At 74.4% G+C, this 17,915-nt stretch carries 15 protein-coding genes; 9 read left to right on the top strand and 6 right to left on the bottom strand.

Annotation, left to right across the window (positions count from 1 at the left end; all coding sequences use genetic code 11):
- Positions 1 to 203 precede the first annotated feature (203 nt).
- From ACFQ79_RS13285 to ACFQ79_RS13270, 4 genes are all read left to right on the top strand, one after another.
- Positions 204 to 1,664, top strand: a complete 1,461-nt coding sequence (locus ACFQ79_RS13285) for a hypothetical protein (RefSeq protein ID WP_383582315.1) — start codon at positions 204 to 206, stop codon at positions 1,662 to 1,664.
- Positions 1,665 to 1,836: 172 nt separating this feature from the next.
- On the top strand, positions 1,837 to 3,297 hold the full coding sequence (locus ACFQ79_RS13280) for an alkaline phosphatase PhoX (protein ID WP_383582312.1): 1,461 nt from the start codon (positions 1,837 to 1,839) through the stop codon (positions 3,295 to 3,297).
- Between the two features lie 66 nt (positions 3,298 to 3,363).
- The gene (locus ACFQ79_RS13275; protein WP_383582310.1) at positions 3,364 to 4,200 is read left to right on the top strand and encodes a GntR family transcriptional regulator; all 837 of its coding nucleotides are present in this window, start codon (positions 3,364 to 3,366) and stop codon (positions 4,198 to 4,200) included.
- Between the two features lie 85 nt (positions 4,201 to 4,285).
- Positions 4,286 to 5,305, top strand: coding sequence for a 1-aminocyclopropane-1-carboxylate deaminase (locus ACFQ79_RS13270; RefSeq protein ID WP_383582307.1), 1,020 nt, complete (start codon positions 4,286 to 4,288; stop codon positions 5,303 to 5,305).
- Positions 5,306 to 5,324: 19 nt separating this feature from the next.
- Here ACFQ79_RS13270 and ACFQ79_RS13265 read toward each other — a convergent pair whose 3' ends face one another.
- Complete coding sequence (locus ACFQ79_RS13265; protein WP_383582305.1) at positions 5,325 to 6,569, bottom strand: TerD family protein; 1,245 nt, start codon at positions 6,567 to 6,569, stop codon at positions 5,325 to 5,327.
- A 36-nt stretch (positions 6,570 to 6,605) separates the two neighbouring features.
- Positions 6,606 to 6,845, bottom strand: a complete 240-nt coding sequence (locus ACFQ79_RS13260) for a hypothetical protein (RefSeq protein WP_383582302.1) — start codon at positions 6,843 to 6,845, stop codon at positions 6,606 to 6,608.
- A gap of 148 nt (positions 6,846 to 6,993) precedes the next feature.
- Here ACFQ79_RS13260 and ACFQ79_RS13255 point away from each other — a divergent pair, with 148 nt between their 5' ends.
- A complete protein-coding gene (locus tag ACFQ79_RS13255) occupies positions 6,994 to 7,929 on the top strand; it encodes an AraC family transcriptional regulator (protein WP_383582299.1) in 936 nt (311 codons plus the stop codon).
- Positions 7,930 to 8,238: 309 nt separating this feature from the next.
- Here the strand turns inward: ACFQ79_RS13255 and ACFQ79_RS13250 are convergent, their stop codons facing one another.
- Positions 8,239 to 8,997: an SDR family oxidoreductase gene (locus ACFQ79_RS13250; protein WP_383582296.1), complete on the bottom strand. Its 759-nt coding sequence runs from the start codon at positions 8,995 to 8,997 to the stop codon at positions 8,239 to 8,241.
- 20 nt (positions 8,998 to 9,017) lie between these two features.
- Entirely contained in the window at positions 9,018 to 9,827 is an 810-nt protein-coding gene (locus tag ACFQ79_RS13245) for an NAD-dependent epimerase/dehydratase family protein (protein ID WP_383582293.1), read from the bottom strand.
- 262 nt (positions 9,828 to 10,089) lie between these two features.
- On the opposite strand from ACFQ79_RS13245, the gene ACFQ79_RS13240 reads away from it, so the two are divergent.
- The gene (locus ACFQ79_RS13240) at positions 10,090 to 11,022 is read left to right on the top strand and encodes a 5-dehydro-4-deoxyglucarate dehydratase (protein WP_383582290.1); all 933 of its coding nucleotides are present in this window, start codon (positions 10,090 to 10,092) and stop codon (positions 11,020 to 11,022) included.
- Positions 11,023 to 11,129: 107 nt separating this feature from the next.
- The gene (locus ACFQ79_RS13235; RefSeq protein ID WP_383582383.1) at positions 11,130 to 12,263 is read left to right on the top strand and encodes a hypothetical protein; all 1,134 of its coding nucleotides are present in this window, start codon (positions 11,130 to 11,132) and stop codon (positions 12,261 to 12,263) included.
- A 522-nt stretch (positions 12,264 to 12,785) separates the two neighbouring features.
- Here ACFQ79_RS13235 and ACFQ79_RS13230 read toward each other — a convergent pair.
- The gene (locus ACFQ79_RS13230) at positions 12,786 to 13,493 is read right to left on the bottom strand and encodes a GntR family transcriptional regulator (RefSeq protein ID WP_383582287.1); all 708 of its coding nucleotides are present in this window, start codon (positions 13,491 to 13,493) and stop codon (positions 12,786 to 12,788) included.
- Positions 13,494 to 13,704: 211 nt separating this feature from the next.
- On the opposite strand from ACFQ79_RS13230, the gene ACFQ79_RS13225 reads away from it, so the two are divergent.
- Both ACFQ79_RS13225 and ACFQ79_RS13220 read left to right on the top strand, forming a co-directional pair.
- Entirely contained in the window at positions 13,705 to 14,979 is a 1,275-nt protein-coding gene (locus tag ACFQ79_RS13225; RefSeq protein ID WP_383582284.1) for an amidohydrolase, read from the top strand.
- Positions 14,976 to 16,517: an APC family permease gene (locus ACFQ79_RS13220; protein ID WP_383582281.1), complete on the top strand. Its 1,542-nt coding sequence runs from the start codon at positions 14,976 to 14,978 to the stop codon at positions 16,515 to 16,517. Before ACFQ79_RS13225 ends, ACFQ79_RS13220 begins: the two co-directional genes overlap by 4 nt.
- Before the next feature lie 81 nt (positions 16,518 to 16,598).
- Here ACFQ79_RS13220 and ACFQ79_RS13215 read toward each other — a convergent pair whose 3' ends face one another.
- Positions 16,599 to 17,807, bottom strand: a complete 1,209-nt coding sequence (locus ACFQ79_RS13215; protein WP_383582278.1) for an amidohydrolase — start codon at positions 17,805 to 17,807, stop codon at positions 16,599 to 16,601.
- Positions 17,808 to 17,915: the final 108 nt, after the last annotated feature.

Raw genomic sequence — 17,915 nt, 5'->3', positions numbered from 1 at the left:
CAATCTCTTTGCAGGGCGCCCAACTTGTCAAGAGTCGACGGGTGTACGAAGGCTGACGGAATCGTGAACCGACGGACGGCCCCCCGGATGCGTCTACGCTGAGAGCCGCGCTCCGAGCCCGTCTCCGAGCCCTTCTCAGCCCTTCACCCGCCACCCTTCACCCGCCATCTCTCACCCACGGACGCGTCGAGGAGACCCCCCAGATGTCAGCGGAGCACCCCACCCTTCCCCCCGTTCGGCTGCGTGCGGACGCGGAGCTGGCGCGGGACGCGCTGGCGGCCCCCCTCCTCGCGAACGCGGTACGGCTCGCCCGCTGGGCCGGACCCGACACCCGGGTCGACGCGGGCGGCGAGCTCGTCGACGAGCAACTGCCCGAGGCCGTCGAGGTCCTGGGCCTCACCGACGACGAGGACGGCGAGCTCTCCGCGGGCGACGCCTGGCGCCTCGCCGTCGACACCGGCCTGGTCGAGGTCGAGGACGGCGAGGAGGGCGAGGAGGGTGACACCCCCGGGCGGGCCTCGGCCGGCGACAACCTCGCGGTCGTCACCGCCGGTTCGCCCCAGGACGTCCTCGCGCTCTGGCTGGACGGCTTCGACACGGTCTTCGCCGACGCGGTCGCCCCGGTCCTCGAGGACCTGGACGAGATCGTCGGCGAGGACGGCGAGATCGACATCGAGGCGCTCGACTGGGACCCGGAGATCGAGGCCGAGTTCCTGGAGGGCGTCCTCGGCAACCTCTACCTGCTCACCGTCAGCGAGGGCGGCCCCGGCGAGGGCCCGGTCCCGCTGCCCGCGCTCGCCGCGTCGATGGTCGTCCCCGACGACATGGGCGAGCCGACCGACGACGTCCTGGAGCAGGTCTCGGACGCGATGATGCGGCTCGACGAGCAGTTCCGGCTGCTCGAACCGATCGGGCTCGTCGAGTACCAGCCCGTCGACGAGGCGCTGATGGCCGAGGAGGGCGAGGAGCCCGCGCCGCCCATCGACGACGAGGACGTCACCCGCTACGGCATGGTCCGGCTCACCGAGCTCGGTCTCTACGGCGTCCGGGCCCGGATGCTGGAGGCCGGCGTGGACGCCCCCGCCGTCGGCGACCTCGCCGACAAGGGTGCCGACGCGCTGCTCGACGGGATCGCCGGATACCCGGAGGCCGCCGCCCGTGAGGAGACCGCCGCCTGGCTGGCCGGCCGCGACGCGCTCGCCGCCGCCCGCGAGCTGCTGCACGCCGCGCGCGGCTCGGACGCCGGCTCGCCGCTGCGCCGCCTCCACTGCCAGCAGACGCTGTCCCTGGTGGGCGCGGAGGCGGAGCCCGCGGTACGGGAGGTCCTGGACGACGCGGAACTCGGTGGCCTCGCGCGGGTCTGGCTCGCCGAGCGGGGCGCGACGGACGTGCCCGCGCCGCCGGAGTCGATGATCTTCTGGCTGGCGATCGACACGATCGCGGCCCAGCTCGACGCGGACGACGACCTGGAGGAGCTCCAGGAGCTGATCGAGGGGCTCACGGGGCGCCACAGCGGCTTCTTCGAGGCGGCCTGGCGGGTGGAGCACCCGGCGACCGCGGAGGTCCTGGAGGCGATGGGACGTCTGCACCGCGACAAGAGCGCGGCGAAGGAGGCCCGCAAGGCGGCCTTCAAGGCCCGGTCGCGGTCGGGGTCGGGTTCGTAGCGTCGCGGAACCGCCGGGGAACCGACAGCGCCCGCCCGGCGGTCCGGGCGGGCGTGGCCCGGGGCCGCCGGGCCGTGCGTCCGGCGGTGTTCCCGTGGCGTTCAGGCGGTGTTCGTGGCGGCGCGGGAGGGTGGCCCGCGACATCCGGGCCAGCACAGGGAGACCGTCACACATGCCCCTCAACCGCAGAGAGTTCACGAAGCAGTCCGCCGCCGCCGGTGCGGGCCTCGCCCTCACCGGTGTCGTCGGTGCTCTCGCCACCGCGCCCGAGGCCCTCGCCTCCGACGACCTGGAGACGTACGGAGCCGGTCACGGCCACGACCACGACCACGACCACGGTCATGGGAACGGCCACGGCCACCGGCTCGGGTACGGAGAGCTCATCGCCGACCCCGAGGGGATGCTCGCCCTGCCCGCCGGGTTCTCGTACCGCGTCATCACCCACAGCGGTGTGACCCGGCTGGAGTCCGGTGAGTTCACGCCCTCCAACCACGACGGCACCGCCGCCTTCGCCGGACCGCGCGGCACCACGTACCTGGTCAACAACCACGAGCTCAAGGGCACCCGCGACAAGTGGGACCACCCGGTCCCGCTCACCGAGGGGCTCGTCTACGACCCGGCCGCGGCCGGCGGCTGCACGGTCGTCGAGGTGCACCGCGACGGCACCGTCGCCGAGTGGGTCGGCATCGCCGGCACCTCCACCAACTGCGCGGGCGGCAGCACTGCCTGGGGCACCTGGCTGACGGGCGAGGAGAACTCGGACCGCGCCGGCGTCAACGGCATGACCAAGGACCACGGGTACATCTTCGAGGTGGACCCGCGCGACCGCCGCGCCAACCGTGCCCCGAAGCCGGTCAAGGCCTTCGGCCGGTACGACCACGAGGCCGTCGTCATCGACCCCAGGCGCGGTCACGCCTACCTCACCGAGGACGCCTCCAACCCCAACGGGCTGCTCTTCCGCTGGGTGCCGCCGAAGGGCTTCGAGCACGGTCGCGGCAAGCTCCGTACCCTCGCCGACGACGCCGGTGTGCTCCAGGCCGCCAAGTGCATCGACTCCGCGGGCCGCTTCGTGGACGACCTCTCGCGGGCGAGCCGGATCGGCACCGTCTACGGCGTGGACTGGGTCGACGTCCCGGACCGTGACGGCCGCACCGTCTCCGTCCGCAAGCAGTTCACGGAGGGCCAGATCACCCGCGCCCGCAAGCTGGAGGGCATGTGGTGGGCCGACGGCGGCGCGTACGTCGTCTCCTCCTACGCGCGCGAGGAGAGCCCCGGCGCCGCGCACGACGGCCAGGTCTGGTTCTACGACCCCAAGCGCCGCACGCTCACCCTCAAGGTGCTGCTCGGCGTGAACGCCGCCCCGGACGTGGACGGCGCCTACGACGGCCCCGACAACATCACCGTCTCCCCGTACGGCGGGCTCGTCATCGCCGAGGACGGCGAGGGAGTCCAGCACCTCTTCGGCGCCACCGACTCGGGCCGCACCTACCCGATCGCCCGCAACGACCTCAACGGCAGCGAGTTCACCGGTGTGACCTTCTCGCCCGACGGTGACACCCTGTTCGCCAACATCCAGGACCCGGGCATCATGGTGGCGATCACCGGCCCGTGGCGCCGCCAGCCGCGCCGCTGACCCGCACCCGACCTTCACTTCTGACCTCTGGTCAGCTCCATGGACTGACATCTAACATGTCAGTCCATGGACGCATTACGGCCCGTGGGCCGGACCCTGCTGCGTGACCGGGCCTACGAGGCCCTGCGCGAGGCCATCGTGCGCGGCGACCTCGCCCCCGGCGCTCCGCTCAAGGACGCCGACCTCGCCGACCGCCTCGGGCTGTCGCGGGCCCCCGTGCGCGAGGCCCTGGCCCGGCTCGGCGACGAGGGGCTCGTCGAGTCCAAGCCGCAGAGCTACACCCGGGTCACCCGGCCGGTCAGCCGGGTCGTCCGGGACGCTGCCTCGGTGGTCCGGGTGATGCACGAACTCGCCGCCAGGACCGGCGTACCCCTGCTCGGGCCCGAGGGCATCCGGGCCATGCGCCAGGCGAACGAGCGCTTCGCCGCGGCCGTCCGGGCCTCCGACGTCGAGGCCGCCCTCCACGCCGACGACGAGCTGCACCAGGTCCTCGTCGTCGCCAGCGGCAACCACGCCGCCGCCGCGACGATCGCGCGCTACACCCCCCTGATCCGCCGCGTCGAGCGGCGGCTCTTCGGCGACGCCGGGAGCTGTGGCTCGGCCGAGCTGCACGCGCGGCTCATCGACGCGTGCGAGGCGGGGGACGCGACGGAGGCGGTACGGGTCACCACGGAGATCTGGGCGGCCCTGGAGCAGCTCGCGGACGACGCCATCGAGGTGGCGGAGGTGACGGGCATTCCGGCGCCCGGGGCCTCCACGCCCTCCACGGCGCCCGGGGCCTCCACGCCCTCCACGGCGCCCGGGGCCTCCACGCCCTCCACCGTGCCCGCGTCCCCGTCCTCCGCGGCGCCCGGGTCCGTGGCACCCACGCCCCCCACGGCGCCCGGCTCCGCGGCTCCGTAGCGCGCGCCCGTCTCCGGAGGGGTCTCCGCACCCGCATCCGCGTCAAGGAACGTCGACCAGCAGCCGTCACTCACCGGGAGCCGCATTGCCGATCACCGACTTCGACCGCTACCCGCTCCTCTTCGGGCCCTCGCCGGTCCACCCCCTCGAACGGCTCACCCACCACCTCGGCGGCGCCACCCTCTGGGCCAAGCGCGAGGACTGCAACTCCGGTGTGGCGTACGGCGGGAACAAGACCCGCAAGCTGGAGTACCTGGTCGCCGACGCCCTCGCCCAGGGCTGCGACACCCTCGTCTCCATCGGCGGCGTCCAGTCCAACCACACCCGCCAGGTCGCGGCCGTCGCCGCCCGTGCCGGGCTGCGCTGCGTCCTCGTCCAGGAGAGCTGGGTCGACTGGCCCGACTCCGTCTACGACAAGGTCGGCAACATCCTGATCAGCCGTCTCGCGGGCGCGGACGTACGCCTGGTGAAGGCGGGCTTCGGGATCGGCTTCAAGGAGAGCTGGGAACTGGCCCTGCGGGAGGTCGAGGAGAGCGGCGGCAAGCCGTACGCGATCCCGGCGGGCGCCTCGGACCACCGGCTCGGCGGTCTGGGCTTCGCGAACTGGGCGTACGAGGTGGCGGAGCAGGAGCGCGAACTCGGCGTCTTCTTCGACACGGTGGTCGTCTGCTCGGTGACCGGCTCCACCCAGGCGGGCATGGTCGCGGGCTTCGCCGCGCTCGCCGAGGAGGAGGGCGGACCGGCCCGCCGGGTCATCGGCGTCGACGCCTCCGCGAAGCCCGTTCCGACGCATGAGCAGATCACCCGGATCGCCCGGGACACCGCCGCCCTCATCGGTGTCGAGCGCCCGGTGACGGCGGCCGACGTCGAGCTGGACGAGCGGTACCACGGCGGGGTGTACGGCATCCCGGACGAGGCGACCCTCGATGCGATGAGGCTCGCCGCACGCACCGAGGGCATGGTCACCGACCCCGTGTACGAGGGGAAGTCGATGGCGGGACTGATCGATCTGGTGGACCGGGGAGAGATCGGCCGGGACTCGACCGTGCTCTACGCCCACCTCGGCGGCCAGCCCGCCCTCAACGCGTACAGCGCCCTGTTCTGAACCGGGGGAACCCGGCCGCTCAGAGTGCCTGGGCGGCCGGCTTCACCATGCCCCGGACGGTCCGCGACTTCACGAACTCGCCCATCGCCGTCATCTCCCACTCGCCGGTGAACTGCTTGATCAGCTTCGCCATCATCACGCCGGTCTGCGGCTCGGCGGTGGTCAGGTCGAAGCGGACCAGCTCCTCGCCCGTCGCCGCGTCGATCAGCCGGCAGTAGGCCTTGGCGACCTCGGTGAACTTCTGGCCGGAGAACGAGTTCACCGTGAAGACCAGACCGGTCGCGTCGGCGGGCAGCCGGCCGAGGTCGACGACGATCACCTCGTCGTCCCCCGCGCCCTCACCGGTGAGGTTGTCGCCGGAGTGCTTCACCGAGCCGTTGAGGATGGACAGCTTGCCGAAGTAGCAGCTGTCCAGGTGGTTGCGCTGCGGGCCGTACGCGATGACGGAGGCGTCCAGGTCGATGTCCTTGCCCCGGTACGCGGGCTCCCAGCCGAGGCCCATCTTGACCTGGGAGAGCAGCGGACGGCCGCCCTTGACCAGGGACACCGTCTGGTTCTTCTGGAGACTGACCCGGCCCTTGTCGAGATTGATCTTGCCCGAGGAGGCGGGGGCCGGGGGAGCGGGCGGCGTGGCGGCCGCGATCCGGGGGTCCACCGGGGCGACAGGCGGCGCCGGCGGGGCCGGGGGCGCCACCGGCGGGGCGACGGGGGCGGGCGGTGCGACGGGGGCGGGCGCGGCCGCGGCCGGGGCGGCGGCGGGCTCGTCGTCCACCGAGACGCCGAAGTCGGTCGCGATGCCCGCCAGGCCGTTCGCATAGCCCTGGCCGACGGCGCGGGCCTTCCACGCGCCGTTGCGCAGATAGATCTCGACGACGACGAGTGCCGTCTCGGTGGCCAGCTGCGGCGGGGTGAAGGTGGCGAGGACGGTGCCGTCGTCCGCGTTGCGAAGGGTGGCGGTGGGCTCGATGCCCTGGAAGGTCTGGCCCGCGGCGTCGGGGCTCGCGGTGACGACGATCCTCTCGATGCCGGCCGGGACGGCGCCGGTGTCCACCAGGATCGCGTCGGGGGCGGCTCCGCCGCCGGAGCGGTAGGTGACACCGGGTCCGGACGGCTGGTTGTAGAAGATGAAGTCGTCGTCCGAGCGCACCTTGCCGTTGGCGCCGAGCAGCAGGCCCGAGACGTCGAGCCGCACGGGGGCGGTGACGTCCACCGCCACGCGAGCGACGGTGAGGGGGATGTTCGAGCCGGGGGTCATAGCGGTCATGCCAGGGCTAACGATCCGGGCGCCTTTGCCGTTCCCTTACCCTCGGCCGGTTCGGCCACCTTGATTACGGGGGTGGTTCCTGGCCTGGCGCTCGTTGCCGAAGCGGTACGCGCCCGTCCACCGGGCCATGACGAGCTGGGCGTCGCCCGACTCGACCTCGGCGAGGAACTTGTCCGCGCGGGCACCGCGCAGCACGCCCGCGGCGCGGCCCAGGTGGGTGAGGACCACCGAGCCGTCCCGGCGCTGTTCGTAGGTGAATCCATGGGGTCGTGGCATGCCGGGCATCCTGCCGTTCCCGGTCAGATCCGTCATATGAATATTCTTTCGACCCATGGGTGCAGTGGGGGCGGAGGGGCCGGTGGTACCGGCGGGGGTGGGGGGCGCTGTGGGCGGGGTCGACGGGAACTGTTTTCGGACCCAGGACGTGGACGAGGCGCGCGTGGAGCTCGACGCCCGCTACTACGCGAACCGGATGGACCTCGTCGACCGTGAGCGGCGCCCCTTCGCGGCGCGCTTCGACACGGTCGCGCTCGGCCCGCTGGTCATCGGCGACCTGAGCTGCGGGGCCGATGTGCGGATGAGCTTCGGGGAGCTGGGCGCGTACCACCTGAACGCGCCGCTCAGCGGGCGGATGGAGATGCGCCAGGGCGGAGCGTCGATCGTCGCGACGGAGGGCGAGGCGCTGCTGCTCGACCCGGCGGGCGACACCTTCCTCGACCGCTGGACCGGGGACTGCCGGACCCTGTCGGTGAAGGTCGGTGCGGCCGAGCTGCGCGACCGTCTGGAGGCGCTGATCGGCCGTCCGCCCCGGGGCCCGCTGGTCTTCGCGCCCGGCCTGGACATCACCCGCGGTCCCGGTCTGAGCTGGGTGCGCTTCGCCCGCCAGGTCGCCGCGGAGGCGCTCGCGGGCGAGGGCCTCGCCCGGCACGAGCTGGTGGCGCGCCCCTTGCAGGAGGCGCTGCTCAACGGGCTGCTCCTGGCCGCCGAGCACCCCTGGCGCGAGGCGCTCGCGCACCCGGGGGAGCCGCGGCGGCCGGCCCCGGTGAAGCGGGTGATGGACGCGGTGCGGGAGCGGCCCGAGCATCCGTTCACGACCACCGAGCTGGCCGCCCTGGCCCGGGTGAGCGTGCGCCGGCTCCAGGAGTCGTTCCGCGAGTACGTGGGGATGTCGCCGATGGCGTACGTCCGGGAGGTCCGCCTCGACCGGGTCCGCGAGGTGTTGCGCGCGGCCGCGCCGGACGAGGTGGGCGTCAGCGAGGTGGCCTGGCGCTGGGGCTTCGCCCACCAGGGCCGCTTCGCGGCGCGCTACCGGGAGAAGTTCGGCGAGTCGCCCTCGGAGACCCTGCGCGGGTGCCGCTGAGGAGGTCTTCCACACCTGCGTCGCAGGCCGTGCGCCCCGTGGCCCGAGGCCCGGCGTGCGCCGGGGCGTGCAAGGGGGCGCGTCATGGGCTGACCGGCGGGTTCCATGCATCAACCCGCCGCGCATTCCGGACAGGGGTCGCGTTCCGCGGCTCGCGATGATCTTCGGCCGGGCCTACGGTGGGCAGGTCCGGCCGCCAGCGTGCGCGCCGTGACCCGGGCCCCGGCCGGCTCCCCCGTATCAGTCCGGCCGGGTCCTGCGTACTCCTCCTGCTCGCCTCCGCCGCTCCCGCCGCTCACCCCGGGGGTCTCACGCGAGCCCTCCGTTGCTCATCAGCAGCTGCCCGTTGATCCACTGCCCCTCGGGCGAGCAGAGGAAGCCGACCAGGTGCGCGGTGTCCCGAGGGGTGCCGAGGCGGCCGAGCGGCGTCTGTCGCACCATCTCCTCCCGGAGCGGCTGCGTCATCCAGCCGGTGTCCACCGGACCCGGATTGACGACGTTGGCGGTGACCCCGAGGTGTGCGAGCTCGTGCGCGGCAGCCAGGGTGATGCGGTCGAGAGCGCCCTTGCTCGCCCCGTACGGGAGGTTCCCCACGGTGTGGTCGCTCGTCAGGGCGACGACACGGCCGGTGCCCGGAGTGCCGGTGAACCGTCGGCCGTACTCCCGGATCAGCAGCCAGGACGCGCGCGCGTTGACCGCGAAATGACGGTCGAAGCTCTCCACGGTGGTGTCGAGGAGCCCGGAGTCGACCGACTCGCAGTGGCACATGACGAGGGCCGTGACCGGGCGTCCGAGCCGCTCCTCGGCCGTGTCGAAGACGCGCGCGGGCGCCTCGGGGTCGGCGAGGTCGGCCTCGACGGCCGTGCAGACGGCACCCCGCGCGGCGAGCCGCGCGGTGACGGCCGCGGCCGCGCCCCGCTCCTCGCCCCACTCCATGCGCCGGTCGTACGGGGTCCAGTACGTGAACGCGATGTCCCAGCCGGACTCCGCGAGGCGGTCGGCGATGCCCGCGCCGATGCCGACCGTACGGCCCACGCCGGTCACGAGGGCGAGCGGACGGTGTGCCATGGGGATGCTCCTGTCGTCGTTCAGTGCGGCCACCGGGGCGGGGTCACACAGAAGTGGCCGCCCAGGTAGAGGGCGTCGGCGCTGTCCTCCGGAGGGAGGCCCTTGTCGGCGATGAGCTTCTCCGCGTAGACCTCCGAGTCGTCCTGCGGCGCGAAGCCGAGCGCCCGGGCCGAGGAGAGGTCCCACCACGCGCGCGTGTTGGCGGACGAGCCGTAGACGACCGTGTGGGACACGTCCTCGGCGGTGAGCGCGGCGTGCAGGAGACGGGCGCCGTCGGCCGGGCTGAGCCACATCGACAGCATCCGGACCGAGGTGGGCTCGGGGAAGCAGGAGCCGATGCGGACCGAGACGGTCTCGACGCCGTGCAGGTCCCAGTAGAGCTGTGCCAGGTCCTCGCCGAAGCACTTGGACAGGCCGTAGAAGGTGTCGGGGCGGTGCGGGGTGTCGACCGGCACGAGCGGGTCGCCCCCGCGCGGCTGCCGGGTGAAGCCGACGGCGTGGTTGCTGGAGGCGAACACCACGCGCGGGACGCCCTCCTCGCGGGCGGCCTCGTAGAGGTTGTACGTCCCGGCGATGTTGGCGGCCATGATCTTGTCGAAGGTCGACTCCAGGGAGATGCCCGCCAGGTGCACGATCGCGTCGACGCCCCGGACCGCCTCGCGCAGCGCCGCGCGGTCCGCGAGGTCGGCGACGATCGCGTCCGGCGCCCCCGGCACGGGAGCGACGTCCAGGAGGCGGAGCTCGTAGCCGTACGGGGGCAGCAGCTCCCGCATCAGCGTGCCGACGCCTCCGGCGGCGCCGGTGAGCAGGACGGTGCGGGGTACGGCCATGGAGCGGATCTCCTCCGTCGAGCGGCGCGCGGTGGGGCTCCCGCCGTGCGCCCGTGGCATTCACCTGAGTGACATTCACAACCGTGGACACGCTAGGGAGCTGTCCGACGGAGCGTCAAGAGTCTGCGACAGGGCGCGTTCTCTCCTTGACCGGCCCTTCCGTGCTGTTCTAGCGTGCGGGACGTCAGCGTTCAAGAATATGGATGACAGTCATAACTGTGCACGAGATGGCCCTGTACGACGGACTTCCCTGGGAGCGACCGTGACCACTGCCCCGCTCGCCGGCCGGCTCGACGGCCTGCTGTTCTTTCCCGTCACCGCCTTCGCGCCGGACGGCTCCGTCGACCTCGACACCTTCCGCGCCCATGTGCGCGCGGGCGTCGACGCGGGCGCCGCCGCCGTGTTCGCCTGCTGCGGCACCGGCGAATTCCACGCCCTCACCCCCGAGGAGTTCCGGGACTGCGTCGCCGCCGCCGTCGAGGAGACCGCCGGCCGCGTCCCCGTCGTCGCGGGCGCCGGCTACGGCACCGCCCTCGCCGTCCAGTACGCCCGGCTCGCCGAGGAGGCCGGCGCCGACGGACTCCTCGCCATGCCGCCGTACCTCGTCGTCGCCGACCAGGCCGGACTGCTCCGCCACTACACCGAACTCGCCGCCGCGACCTCGCTCGACGTCATCGTCTACCAGCGCGACAACGCGATCCTCACCCCGGCCACCGCCGTCGCCCTCGCCCGTACGGAGGGGATCATCGGCCTCAAGGACGGCCTCGGCGACCTCGACCTGATGCAGCGGATCGTCAGCGCCGTCCGCGCCGAGGGACTCGACCTGCTCTACTTCAACGGCCTGCCGACCGCCGAACTCACCGGCCCCGCCTACCGGGGCATCGGCGTCACCCTCTACTCCTCGGCCGTCTTCTGCTTCGCCCCCGACATCGCCCTCGCCTTCCACCGCGCGCTCACCACGGGCGACGACACCACCGTGAACCGGCTCGTCGACGACTTCTACCGGCCGCTCGTCGAACTCCGCGCCCAGGGCCGGGGATACGCCGTCTCGCTCGTCAAGGCGGCGGTACGGCGGGGAGGCCTGGACGTGGGACCCGTACGGCCGCCGCTGAGCGAGCCCGCACCCGAGCACGTCGACGCCCTCATGCTGCTCGTCGAGCAGGGACGGGCCGCCCTGAAGGAGCTCGGCGCGTGAGCGGGGACGGGACGGTCGCCGGGGCTGCCGGGACTGCCGGGGCGGCCGGGGTCGCCAGGGCTGCCGGGGCTGCCGGGGCTGCCGGGACCGGTGACGGGATCGGTGGCATGCGCGCCGGTGCCTTCGTCTACCCCTGGGACGTCGACGGCGATCCGGCCGCCCCCGGGCTGCTCGCCGAGCTCGGCCTCGCGCAGGTCACCCTCGCCGCCTCCTACCACTCCACACGGGCCCTGACCCCCCGTCACCCCGCCCACCGGATCGTCACCGCCGAGCACGCCGCCGTGCTCTACCCGCCGGACCGGGGCCGCTGGGCCGGCCGGCCGCTCCGTCCGTACCCGGCGGGGGAGTGGGCTCCCGGCGACGCCTTCGGACGGGCCGCCGAGGCCCTCGCGCCCACCGGTCTCGAGGTGCACAGCTGGGTCGTGCTCGCGCACAACTCCCGGCTCGGCGCCGAGCATCCGGAGACCTCCGTCGTCAACGCCTACGGCGACCGCTACCCCTGGGCGCCCTGCGTCGCCCGCCCCGAGGTCCGCGCCCTGCTCGTGGACCTGGCCGCCGAGGCCGCCGTGCGGCCGGGTGCCGCGGGCACCGAGCTGGAGTCCTGCGGCTGGTACGGCCTCGCCCATCTCCACGCCCACGACAAGACCGGCGGCATCGCCCTCGGCGAGCGCGAGCAGTACCTGATGTCGCTCTGCTTCTGCCCCTCCTGCCGGGAGGGGTACGGGGACGAGGGCGCCGATCCCGACGAGCTGGCGGCCGCCGTGCGGGGCGCCCTGGAGCCCGTATGGGCCGGATCGGGTCCGGCGGGCGGGCTCGGTGCTCTGGAGGCCACGGCCGGGGCCTGGCGCACCGGGACCGCCCGTACCTTCCAGGAGGCCGCCGTGGCCGCCGTGCGGGCCGCGGCCCCGCCCGGCTTCCGGGTCCTGCTGCACGCGGACCCCGACCCGTACCGCTGCGGCGCCGACACCGGCACCGATCCGGCGCACGTCCTGCGCCTCGCGGACGGGGTGGTCGCCCGGCCGAACCGGGTCGCGGAATTCGCGGCCCACGCGCGCGTGGACACCGTCCTCGCGGCGAACCTGTCCGTCGTCACGGGCATGGGCGGCGCGCCCGACCGGCTGGCCGACGACGCCGGGCGGGCCCGCGAGGCGGGCGCCACCGAACTGCGGCTCTACCACGCCGGGCTGGCCTCGGACGAGGACCTGGCAGCCGTCCGGACGGCCCTGCGAAAGCTGAACTAGCACCCCGGCGGCGCTGGACTAGCACCCGGGCGGCGCTGGGCGAGCGCCGGGCGGCCAGCGCCGACCACCCCTGGGGCGGGAAGCCCCCGGACTGCACGCCCCCCGGCCAGGCCCTCGGCCAGGCATCCCCGGCGGGACGACCTCCGGGCCGGACGACCTCGGGTGAGGCCGTCCCCGGGTCGGTCGCCCTCGGGCCGGTCGCCCGCGGGTCGGTTACCCCTTGTGCCGTACGGCCCCGGCCGGACACCCCCCCCGGGCCGGACGGACTCGGGTCGGCCGCCATCGGGCCGGACAGCCCTCGGTCGGACAGCCCTCGGCCGGGCATCCCCAGGCCGGACACCTCCGGGCCGGCCGCCTCTGGGCCGGACAGGCTCGGGCCGGCCGCGCCCCCGGGTCAGACGGACTCGGGCCGGCCGCCTTCGGGCCGGACAGCCCCCGGCGGGGCACCCCCCGGCCGGGGGTACCTCGGCCGGGGGCACCTCGGCCGGGCCGGGGTGCGCGGGGCCGGTTTTCCTGGGTCCTTCAGGGTGCCTTCTCCGGTTCCCCCGAGGGGGTGGACAGCAGGCGGGCGGTGGAGGCTCGGGTGTCCGCCACATGGGCGCGGGCCAGTGCCTCCGCGCCGTCCTCGTCGCGGTCGCGGACGGCCTCGTAGAGCCGCTCGTGGGCCCCGCACATCGGCTCGCCGTCCGACTGCGCCGAGGTGAGCCGGAAGAGCCGCCGCAGCCGGGAGTCGAGCGGGGCCATCAGGTCCACCAGGAGCGGGTTGCCGGAGAGTTCGACGATCTGCCGGTGGAAGTCGGCGTTGAGGGAGACGGCCTCGCGGAGCCGTCCGGACTCCGCCGCCTTCCTGGCCCGCGCCAACAGCCGCTCCAGGTCCCGCAGCCGAGCGGGGTTGGCGTGCCGGGCGGCGAGCCGCGCGGCCAGGCCCTCCAGGTTCTCCCGTACGTCGAAGAGGTACTCGGCGTCCTCCGGGCCGAAGTCCGCCACCACCGAACCCCGGCGCGGCTGCACCGAGAGGAAGCCCTCCGACTCCAGGCGCTGCATCGCCTCGCGCACCGGCACCCGGGAGACCCGCAGCTCGTCGGCGATCTCCCGCTCCACGAGCCGCATGCCCGCCGGGTACTCCGCCTCGATGATCCGCTCGCGCAGCTCCACGTAGACCCGCTCCCGCAGGGACTGGTGGGTGTCCCCGACGGCGGTGCCGCGGGCGGCGGGGCGGTGGACGGTCATGGGGGCGGCTCCAGTCGGGTGGATGTCGTGCTCCTTCGATCTTCGCAGACCGGCTCCGGGGAGAACCGTCGGCCCCGGCCCGGGAAATTCGGCCCCCGTAAACCGTTGCTTGGTATTCGGTATACCAGCTACCTTGGCGCCGCACCGCGCTCACCAGGGGAGATCTCGCCATGGCCCCCTTCGAGCCGTACGGATTCGCGAAGGAGTAGCCATGAGCGAGGCCCCGGCCCCGCCGCCCACCGCACCCGAAGAGCCCCTCGCTCCCGACGAGCCCACCACGCTCGTCCGCAGCACGCTCCCCGACGGCCGCACCGCCGACGTCCACCTCCGCGACGGCCGCGTCCACGCGGTCGAGGACCACGTCCCCGGCCGCCCCACCCCGCCCGGCGCCCTCGACCTCGCCGGCGCGCTGCTGCTGCCCGCCCTCGTCGACGGGCACGCCCACCTCGACAAGACCCTCCTCGGCGCGCCCTGGCGCCCGCACCGCGCCACCGCCACCCTGCGCGAACAGATCGCCGCCGAACGGGCGTCCCGCCGCACCGAGGAGGTGCCCGTCGCCGAGCGGGCCGCCGCGCTCGCCTGCCGGATGGTCTCCCTCGGCACCGGCCACGTCCGCTCCCACGTCGACGTCGACCCCGACACCGGCCTCGGCCATCTGCACGCCCTCCTCGCCGTGCGGGAGAACGTCCGCGACCGGCTCGGCATCCAGCTCGTGGCCTTCCCGCAGAGCGGGGTCGTCACCGCGCCCGGTGTCGTCGACCTCCTCGACGCGGCCCTCGCCGACGGAGCCGACCTGATCGGCGGCCTCGACCCGGTCGGGTTCGACGGCGACGCCGACGGTCAGCTCGACGCCGTCTTCGGCCTCGCCCAGCGCCACGGCAAGGGCATCGACCTGCACCTCCACGACGGCGGCGAGACCGGCACCGCCCAGCTGCGGGACATCGCGGCCCGCACCGCCGCGCTCGGCCTCGGCGGGCAGGTCGCCGTCAGCCACGCCTACGCCCTCGGCGACGTCGACGACGCCGAACTCGACCGCACCTGCGCGGCCCTGGCCGCCGCCGGGGTCGCCATCATGACCAACGGCCCCAGCGGCTCCATGCCACCCGTCCTGCGGCTGCGGGAGCACGGCGTCCGGGTCTTCGCCGGCTCCGACAACATCCGCGACACCTGGTGGCCGTACGGCACCGCCGACATGCTCGAACGCGCCACGATCATCGGCCTCAGGGCCGGACTCATGACCGACGCCGAACTGGGCGCCGCCGCCTCCCTCGTCACGGACGAGGCCGCCGCCGCGCTCGGTCTCACCGGCTACGGACTCACCCCGGGCAGCCGCGCCGACCTCGTCGCGGTCGCCGCGGGCTCCGTCGCCGAGGCCGTCGCCTCCCACCCGCGCCGCCTGCTCGTGCTGCACGGCGGCCGGGTCGTCGGACCCTTCGCGGACGACGCCTACCCCGCACTCGTACCGGCCGCCGGAGGAGCGAGATGAGCACCGGAACCACCCCTCGTACGCCCAGGGCGACGCCGGAGACGGGGACGCCCGAGACGGGTAGGCCGGAGGCGGGGACGCCGGAGACGGGCGGGCCGGAGACGGGCGGGCCGGAGGCGGGGAGGCTCGCGTCCGGCCGGATCGGCACCTTCGACCTCGTCTTCTTCGTCGTGGCCGCCGCCGCTCCGCTCACCGTGCTCGCCGGGGTCGCGCCCTTCGCCATCGGCATCGGCGGCCCCGGCGCCCCGCTCGCGTACCTGGTCTCCGGGGCGCTCCTCGCGCTCTTCGCCGCCGGGTTCACGGCGATGAGCCTGCACGTCCGCAACGCCGGGGCCTTCTACGCGTACGTGGCCCGCGGCCTCGGCCGCACCCTCGGCGTCGGCACCGCGTACGTCGCCGTCGTCTCGTACAACCTCGTCACGCCCGGAGTCGCCGCGGCCTTCGGCTACTTCGCCGCCGGGTCGATCCGCGACTCCACCGGCGTCGACGTGCCGTGGTGGCCGCTCTCCGGGGTCTGCGTCCTCGCCGTCGGCGTGCTCGGCTGGCTGAAGGTCACGCTCAGCGCCAAGGTCCTCGGCGTCGCCCTGGTCCTGGAGGTGCTGTCGCTCGTCGTCATGGACGGCGGCATCATCGGCGAGCGCGGCACGGCCGCCCTCGACACCGCGTCCTTCGCGCCCTCGACGCTCGCCGCCGGCGGGGTCGCGGGCATGTTCGTCCTGGTCATCGGCGCCTTCACCGGCTTCGAGGCGACCGCGATCTTCGCCGAGGAGGTGCGCGAGCCGCGCAGGACCGTGCCCCGCGCCACCTTCATCGCGATCGGCTTCCTCGCGGTCTTCTACTCGCTGGGCTGCTGGCTGATCATGGGCGCCTTCGGCACCGACAAGGCCGTGGAACTGGCCCGCGCGGCCGAGGGCCCGGAACTGACCTTCCGGGCGGCCGAGCTGTACGCCGGCCCCTGGCTGGCGGACGCCATGCACGGGCTCATCGTCGTCAGCGCCTTCGCCGCGACCCTCGCCTTCCACAACGCCGCCGCCCGCTATCTGTACGCCCTCGGCCGCGAGGGCCTGCTGCCCCGCCGGCTCGGCGCGGTCTCCGGCAGGCACGGTTCGCCCGGCGGGGCCGTCGTCGCCCAGACCGCCTTCAACCTGGCGATCGTCGGCGCCGGAGCGCTCCTCGCCGCCGACCCGTACGGCGAGGTCTTCCTCTGGACCAACAGCGTCGGCGTCCTCGGCATCATGGGCATGCAGGCCCTCGCCGCGCTCGCCGTCTGGGCCTACTTCCGGCGCGACCGCCACGGCCTCTCGGCCGCCCGGGTGGTCTGGGCCCCGCTCGTCTCCTGCGCGGGCCTCGCGGTCCTCACCGTGCTCGCGGTGGTCCACTTCGACCTCCTGACGGGCCGTACGGGCGCCGTGAACACGGCCCTCCTCGTCCCGCTCCCCGTGGTCCTGGTGGCCGGCCTCCTGGTCGCCCTCCGCATCCGGCGCACGGACCCGGAGCGGTACGCCTCCCTGACGACGGTGGACGTGGAACGCGACTGATCCGGTACGGGGGCGGGACCGCCCCCCCGCCCCCGCACCGCCCCGCCCCCGTACCGTCCGGTCGTCCGTGCCGCCCGGTCGTCAGACCAGGCGCCCGTCCCTCGCCACGACCCGGCCCGCCCGGACCACCAGGTCGCGGCGGGGGAGGTCCACTACCGCCTGGGGGAGGCACTCGCCGTCGAGCAGCATGAAGTCGGCCGGGGAGCCGGGGCGGAGGTCAGCCTCCGGGAGGCCCAGGAGGGCGGCGCCGCCGTCGGCCGCCAGCCGGAAGCAGGCCTCGAGCTCCTCGTCGAGCCGAAGGTCCAGGGCCCAGGCCGCGAGCCAGGCGCGGTGCAGCATGTCCGCGTTGCCGAACGGGCTCCAGTTGTCCCTGACCCCGTCCGAGCCCAGACCGACCCGTACCCCGCGCTCGGCGAGCCGCCGGAACGGCAGGATCGTCGTCACCGACAGGGCGACGGTCGTGAGGGCGATGTCCGCCTCCGAGAGGAGGTCCGCCGTCTCGTCGAGCGCCCGGCCCGACAGACCGGCGACCGCGAAGGCGTGCGCCACGCTCACCCGGCCCTGGAGCCCCAGCGCGCGGGTGCGGGCCGCGATGTCCCGCAGCGGGGCAAGGCCCTGCTCGCCCCGGTCGTGCAGATGGATGTCGAGACCCAGGCCGTGCTTCTCCGCCAGCGCGAACACGGTCCCGAGCTGGTCGCCCCCGGCCGCCCCGCCCTCGGCGTCGAAGCCCGCCGGGTCGATGCCGCCGATGTGGGTCACCAGACCGCTCGCCGCCGCCTCCGCGAGCAGCTCGGCCACCCCCGGCGTACGGACCACGCCGTGCTGCGGGAAGGCGACGAGCTCCACGTCCACGATCCCGGCCAGCTTCGCCGCCGCTTCGGCGACCCCCTCGATCCCGGAGAGGCCGTAGGCCGGGGCCACGTCGGCGTGGGCGCGCATCGCGCGCGTGCCCCGGGTCGCCGCGTGCGACATCAGCCGCAGCGCCCGCTCGCCCACCGGGGTCGGCAGCGCGCGGGCGAGTTCCACGTCCCCGGCGACGTACTCGGCGATGCCGTCCGCCGGGCGCCTGCTGTGCCAGGGCTCGCCCCAGGACGTCTTGTCGGGGTGGATGTGCGCGTCGACCAGGGTCGGCAGCGCGAGCCGCCCGACGCCGTCGACCCGCTCGACGACGGCGTCCTCCGGGACCTCCGGCACGAGCACGCCGTCCACGGCGATCAGGTCGCCGGCCGGCCCGCCGAAGGGCCGTACGTCGTGGAACAGGGTCGCGGTGCGGGGCGGCGGCGGGGTCACGGGGGTCTCCTCGGAGCGGTCGACGGTACGGAAGGCGATGCCGCGATCTGGTATACCACGGGGCTTCCGTGGGCCCCTGACCCCACCCGCACCCCCCGCCTCGTCCCG

Source organism: Streptomyces sp. NPDC056480, assembly GCF_042795405.1.
Classification (GTDB): Bacteria; Actinomycetota; Actinomycetes; order Streptomycetales; family Streptomycetaceae; genus Streptomyces.
The sequence above is the reverse complement of the archived record's forward strand: the minus strand, read 5'-3'. Positions and strand labels throughout refer to the sequence as shown.